The organism is Pseudomonas sp. MHK4 (genome assembly GCF_054600775.1).
In genome coordinates this window covers 130277-136276 of the sequence record NZ_BAAIAK010000016.1, presented here as the reverse complement: position 1 = coordinate 136276, position 6000 = coordinate 130277, and the positions used below count along the sequence as shown (strand labels likewise).

Sequence of the window (6000 nt, the reverse complement as noted above, 5' to 3'; positions counted from 1 at the left end):
GCGCCCCGGGCAAGTTCGGCGGCGACGTGTCGCACCTGAACCTGCACAAGACCTTCTGCATCCCCCACGGCGGTGGCGGCCCGGGCGTCGGCCCGATTGGCGTGAAATCGCACCTGACCCCGTTCCTCCCGGGCCACGCGCACATGGCACGCAAGGAAGGCGCGGTCTGCGCCGCACCGTTCGGCAGCGCGAGCATTTTGCCGATCACCTGGATGTACATTCGCATGATGGGTGGCGCCGGTCTCAAGCGCGCTTCGCAGCTGGCGATCCTCAACGCCAACTACATTTCCCGTCGCCTGGAAGAGCACTATCCAGTGCTGTACACCGGCAGCAACGGCCTGGTGGCGCACGAGTGCATCCTCGACCTGCGTCCGCTCAAAGACAGCAGCGGCATCAGCGTCGATGACGTCGCCAAGCGCCTGATCGACTTCGGTTTCCACGCCCCGACCATGTCCTTCCCGGTGGCCGGCACCTTGATGATCGAGCCGACCGAGAGCGAATCCAGGGAAGAGCTGGACCGCTTCTGCGACGCCATGATCCGCATCCGCGAAGAAATCCGCGCGGTGGAAAACGGCACGCTGGACAAGGACGACAACCCGCTGAAGAACGCTCCGCATACCGCGGCGGAATTGGTCGGTGAGTGGACTCACCCGTACAGCCGCGAGCAAGCCGTTTATCCGGTAGCGTCGCTGATCGAAGGCAAATACTGGCCGCCGGTCGGTCGTGTCGACAACGTCTTCGGCGATCGCAACCTGGTCTGCGCCTGCCCGTCGATCGAAAGCTACGCTTAAACGAATAGGGGGCGGGTTCGCCTGCCCCCACTTTCCAGAACACCGCACCCCTGTAGGAGCTGGCTTGCCAGCGATTGCGCAGGATCAGCCGACACACATGTTGCCTGACACACCGTCATCGCTGGCAAGCCAGCTCCTACAGGACCGCATTCCGTCAAAAGATTCTCGCCAATTCCTATAACAAGAAACCGGAGAACAACCATGTCGTTAAGCGTGTTCGACCTGTTCAAGATTGGCATCGGCCCCTCCAGCTCCCACACCGTCGGCCCGATGCGCGCGGCTGCGCGTTTCGCCGAAGGATTGCGCCGTGAAGGGCTGCTGCAAGCCACCTCCTGCGTCAAGGTCGAGCTGTACGGCTCACTCGGCGCCACCGGCAAGGGCCACGGCAGCGACAAGGCTGTGCTGCTCGGCCTGGAAGGCGAACACCCGGACACCGTGGACACCGAAACCGTCGCCGCCCGTCTGCAAGCGATTCGCGGCAATGGTCGCCTGAACCTGCTCGGCGAACACAGCATTGCGTTCAATGAGAAAGAAAATCTGGCGATGATTCGCAAGCCCTTGGCCTATCACCCCAACGGCATGATCTTTCGCGCGTTCGACGCGGCAGGTCTGCAAATCCGCAGCCGCGAGTATTATTCGGTGGGCGGTGGTTTTGTGGTCGATGAAGACGCCGCCGGCGCCGACCGTATCGTCGAAGACGCCACCCCCCTGACCTTCCCGTTCAAAAGCGCCAAGGACCTGCTCAGCCACTGCACCACCTATGGCCTGTCCATCAGCCAGGTGATGCTGACCAACGAAAGTGCCTGGCGCCCGGAAGCGGAAACCCGCGCCGGCCTGCTGAAAATCTGGCAGGTGATGCAGGACTGCGTCGCCGCCGGCTGCCGCAACGAAGGCATCCTGCCCGGTGGCCTGAAGGTCAAGCGTCGGGCAGCCGCGCTGCATCGGCAGCTGTGTAAAAACCCCGAATCGTCACTGCGCGACCCCCTGTCGGTACTGGACTGGGTCAACCTGTACGCCCTGGCGGTCAACGAAGAAAACGCCAACGGCGGGCGCGTGGTGACAGCCCCGACCAACGGCGCGGCCGGGATCATCCCGGCGGTGCTGCATTACTACATGCGCTTCATCCCCGGCGCGAACGATGACGGGGTGGTGCGCTTCCTGCTGACCGCCGCGGCCATCGGCATCCTGTACAAGGAAAACGCCTCGATCTCCGGCGCCGAAGTCGGCTGCCAGGGCGAAGTCGGCGTGGCCTGCTCCATGGCCGCGGGCGCCCTGTGCGAAGTGCTGGGCGGCACCGTGCAGCAAGTGGAAAACGCCGCGGAAATCGGCATGGAACACAACCTTGGCCTGACCTGCGACCCGATTGGCGGGCTGGTGCAAGTCCCTTGCATCGAACGCAACGCAATGGGTTCGGTCAAGGCCATCAATGCCGTGCGCATGGCCATGCGGGGCGACGGGCAGCACTTCGTGTCCCTCGACAAGGTCATCCGCACCATGCGCCAGACCGGCGCCGACATGAAAAGCAAATACAAGGAAACCGCCCGTGGCGGTTTGGCGGTCAACATTATCGAGTGCTGATGCGCGCTCATCTGCACACTTCTCCAGGAGTTGAATATGTCCACCGAACAACTGTTGAAAACCCCGTTGCACGCCCTGCACATCGAACTGGGCGCGCGCATGGTGCCGTTCGCCGGCTATGACATGCCGGTGCAATACCCGCTGGGCGTGATGAAAGAACACCAGCACACCCGCGAGCAGGCCGGCCTGTTCGATGTCTCGCACATGGGCCAGATCCGCCTGACCGGCACCAATGCCGCCAAGGCCCTGGAAACCCTGGTACCGGTGGACATCATCGACCTGCCAGTGGGCATGCAGCGCTACGCGATGTTCACCAACGAGAGCGGTGGGATCCTCGACGACCTGATGGTCGCCAACCTGGGTAACGACGAACTGTTCCTGGTGGTCAACGCCGCGTGCAAGGACCAGGACCTGGCCCACCTGCGCAAGCACATTGGCGACCAGTGCAGCATCGAGCCGCTGTTCGAAGAACGCGCCCTGCTCGCCCTGCAAGGTCCGGCCGCCGTGACCGTGCTGGCGCGTCTGGCACCAGAAGTGGCGAAGATGACCTTCATGCAGTTCGCCCGCGTGCAACTGCTGGGTGTGGACTGCTTTGTCAGCCGCTCGGGTTACACCGGTGAAGACGGTTACGAAATCTCGGTACCGGCCGCCAGCGCCGAAGCCCTGGCGCGGGCCCTGCTGGCCGAGCCTGAAGTGGCGGCCATCGGCCTCGGCGCGCGCGACTCCCTGCGCCTGGAAGCCGGTCTGTGCCTGTACGGCCATGACATGAACACCGACACCACCCCGATCGAAGCCAGCCTCCTGTGGGCCATCTCCAAGCCGCGTCGTGCCGACGGCGCGCGTGCCGGCGGCTTCCCGGGTGCGGAAAACGTATTCGCCCAACAACAGGGCGGTGTTACCCGCAAGCGTGTCGGCCTGCTACCGCAGGAACGTACCCCGGTGCGCGAAGGCGCCGAAATCGTCAACGAGGCCGGCGAGATCATCGGCAGCGTGTGCAGCGGCGGCTTCGGACCGACCCTGGGCGGCCCTCTGGCCATGGGTTACCTCGACAGCGCGTACATCGCCCTAGACACGCCGGTATGGGCCATCGTCCGTGGGAAAAAGGTGGCTTTGCTTGTAAGCAAAATGCCATTTGTTCCACAACGCTACTATCGCGGCTGATTGACTGTTCCTATAAGTAACGCGGTTGCGCTTACACTGCACTAATGTGTAACGCAACCGCCATAAAATAGTGCATCGTTTGGCTCTAAGCTTCGATTATGAACTTTGCTTATAACGATCGAAAACATTTGAACACCGTCAGTGCATAAGCCCAGGCTAGTTGTCAGGGGTGCCAGCAACCTGAGCAAATCCGGGCCTTCCAGAGGGCTTGTTTTTTCTCCCGTAGTTGGCGTAGAGTTTGTTCACTGTGTTTGCATGGGTCGCTTGGAATCGTGACCTGGGCAGTAGCCTACAAGTTAGCTACATCCCGTTCGACGTCTTCTTACTCTCCTGCAACCAGCCCCAGTACTCTTTCATGAGAAAGAGACTGTCATTAATTTTTTGCGTCAAAGGAAATAAGAAATGTCCCAACGTCAGAGCGGTACCGTCAAGTGGTTTAACGACGAGAAAGGTTTTGGTTTTATCACGCCTGAAAGCGGTCCGGATCTGTTCGTGCATTTCCGCGCCATCCAGGGCAACGGCTTCAAGAGCCTGAAAGAAGGCCAGAAAGTGACTTTCATCGCCGTGCAGGGCCAGAAAGGCATGCAGGCTGACGAAGTACAAGCAGAAGCTTAATCTTCTGTAACGAAAAAGCCCCTGATGCTGACATCAGGGGCTTTTTTGTGCGCGTAAATCCGTAAAATGGCTTCTTTTTGAGCCCAGAGGCTGCCATGTCGAAACACCTGCTCAAACCCCAGGGCGACTTCCCCGCCGTCGGCCTGGGTCGTCGCCTGGCAGCGATGTTCTATGACTTCCTGCTGTGCACCGCCCTGCTGATCGTCACCAGCGGCGTCTACAAGATGATCCAGATGGCGATCATCGGCGAAGAGAAAATGCGCACCCTCACCGAAGCCGGCGCGTTGGACGGCGATCCGTTGCTGTCGACGGTGCTGCTGTTCGTGCTGTTTGGCTTCTTCGCCAAGTTCTGGACCTACTCCGGCCAGACCCTGGGCATGCAGGTGTGGGGCGTGCGCGTTCAGAATGCCGATGGCTCGTCCATCAGCCTGTGGCAGGCGCTGCTGCGCTTTGTGGTGTCGATCGCGTCGCTGCTGTGCGTGGGCCTGGGGTTCTTCTGGTCGCTGTTCGACAAGCAGAAACGCAGCTGGCATGACATGTATTCCAATACCCAGCTGGTGCGGATCCCGAAGAAAACCAAATAATTGAGCCAAGCCCGCCCACAGTTTTAAGCGACCTGCCTGATAGATCTCAGGCGTTCCCGGCCAGCTTCATCCGCGCCGCCTGGGTAAAGTCGAGCATCCGCTTCAACGGCCGAATAGCCTGCGGAATCAACGCCGGATCAACAAAGATCTCGTTCGCCCCCTCCTTCAAGCTCTTGAGCGTGCGCTCAAGGGTGTTCATCGCCATCCAGGGGCAATGCGCGCAACTGCGGCATGCCGCGCCGTTACCGGCCGTTGGCGCTTCGATAAAGACCTTGTCCGGGCACAACTGCTGCATCTTGTAGAAGATACCGCGGTCGGTGGCGACAATCAGGGTCTTGTTCGGCAGGCTCTGCGCCGCCGCGATCAACTGACTGGTGGAGCCGACGGCATCCGCCAGCTCGATCACCGAGGTTGGCGACTCCGGGTGCACCAGGATCGCCGCATCCGGATACAGCGCCTTCATGTCTTCGAGCTGCTTGGACTTGAACTCTTCGTGAACGATGCAGGCACCGTCCCACAGCAGCATGTCGGCACCGGTCTGACGCTGAATGTAGGTGCCCAGGTGTTTGTCGGGGCCCCAGATGATGGTTTCGCCGTTATCCATCAGGCTTTCGACAATTTCCAGCGCGCAGCTGGACGTCACCACCCAGTCCGCCCGGGCTTTGACTGCTGCCGAGGTGTTGGCGTAAACCACCACCGTACGCTCTGGATGCTGGTCGCAGAACGCTGAGAACTCATCCACCGGGCAACCGAGGTCCAGCGAGCAGGTCGCTTCCAGGGTCGGCATCAGGATGCGTTTTTCGGGGTTGAGGATCTTGGCCGTCTCGCCCATGAACTTAACCCCGGCGACCACCACGGTCTTGGCCGGATGGGCATTGCCGAAGCGAGCCATCTCCAGCGAATCGGAGACACAGCCTCCGGTTTCTTCGGCCAGGGCCTGAATAACCGGGTCGCAATAGAAGTGAGCCACCAGCACCGCGTCCTGAGCCTTGAGCTCGGCGGCGATGGCGGCACGGTAGTAAGCCTCCTCGTCGGCGGTCAGCGGCTTGGGCTGTTTGGCGTCGAGGTGGGCTTGAACCAGAAGGCGTTCGGAAATCTGCGTCATGTTCGCAAGACCTGCAGGCGCTTAAGCGCGAAAGTCGAGTATACACCCGGCTCCGGACCCATCAGGGTACCGCCGGGAAAGTGAGTATTGATCAGGCACGGACAGCGTTGAAGCTGCGCAAGGCTACAGAATATCCGGTGGATGCAAAAGATGATTCTGACCGCCC

The 6000-nt window shown here is 61.0% G+C and carries 5 protein-coding genes and 1 pseudogene; 5 read left to right on the top strand and 1 reads right to left on the bottom strand.

The annotated features are described in order from the left end of the window. The 5 genes and pseudogenes from ACYP2Q_RS28370 to ACYP2Q_RS28350 all read left to right on the top strand — a co-directional run. A pseudogene (locus tag ACYP2Q_RS28370) lies at positions 1–791 on the top strand (glycine dehydrogenase (aminomethyl-transferring)); the annotation flags it as partial. A gap of 201 nt (positions 792–992) precedes the next feature. Continuing rightward, positions 993–2369, top strand: a complete 1377-nt coding sequence (locus ACYP2Q_RS28365) for an L-serine ammonia-lyase (RefSeq protein WP_459733490.1) — start codon at positions 993–995, stop codon at positions 2367–2369. A 36-nt stretch (positions 2370–2405) separates the two neighbouring features. Further along, entirely contained in the window at positions 2406–3530 is a 1125-nt protein-coding gene (gcvT, locus tag ACYP2Q_RS28360) for a glycine cleavage system aminomethyltransferase GcvT (protein WP_459733489.1), read from the top strand. Positions 3531–3932: 402 nt separating this feature from the next. Continuing rightward, a complete protein-coding gene (locus tag ACYP2Q_RS28355) occupies positions 3933–4145 on the top strand; it encodes a cold-shock protein (RefSeq protein ID WP_007977299.1) in 213 nt (70 codons plus the stop codon). 95 nt (positions 4146–4240) lie between these two features. After that, entirely contained in the window at positions 4241–4729 is a 489-nt protein-coding gene (locus ACYP2Q_RS28350) for an RDD family protein (RefSeq protein ID WP_046818799.1), read from the top strand. 46 nt (positions 4730–4775) lie between these two features. Here ACYP2Q_RS28350 and nadA read toward each other — a convergent pair whose 3' ends face one another. Then, complete coding sequence (gene nadA / locus ACYP2Q_RS28345; protein ID WP_188265289.1) at positions 4776–5834, bottom strand: quinolinate synthase NadA; 1059 nt, start codon at positions 5832–5834, stop codon at positions 4776–4778. Positions 5835–6000 lie beyond the last annotated feature (166 nt).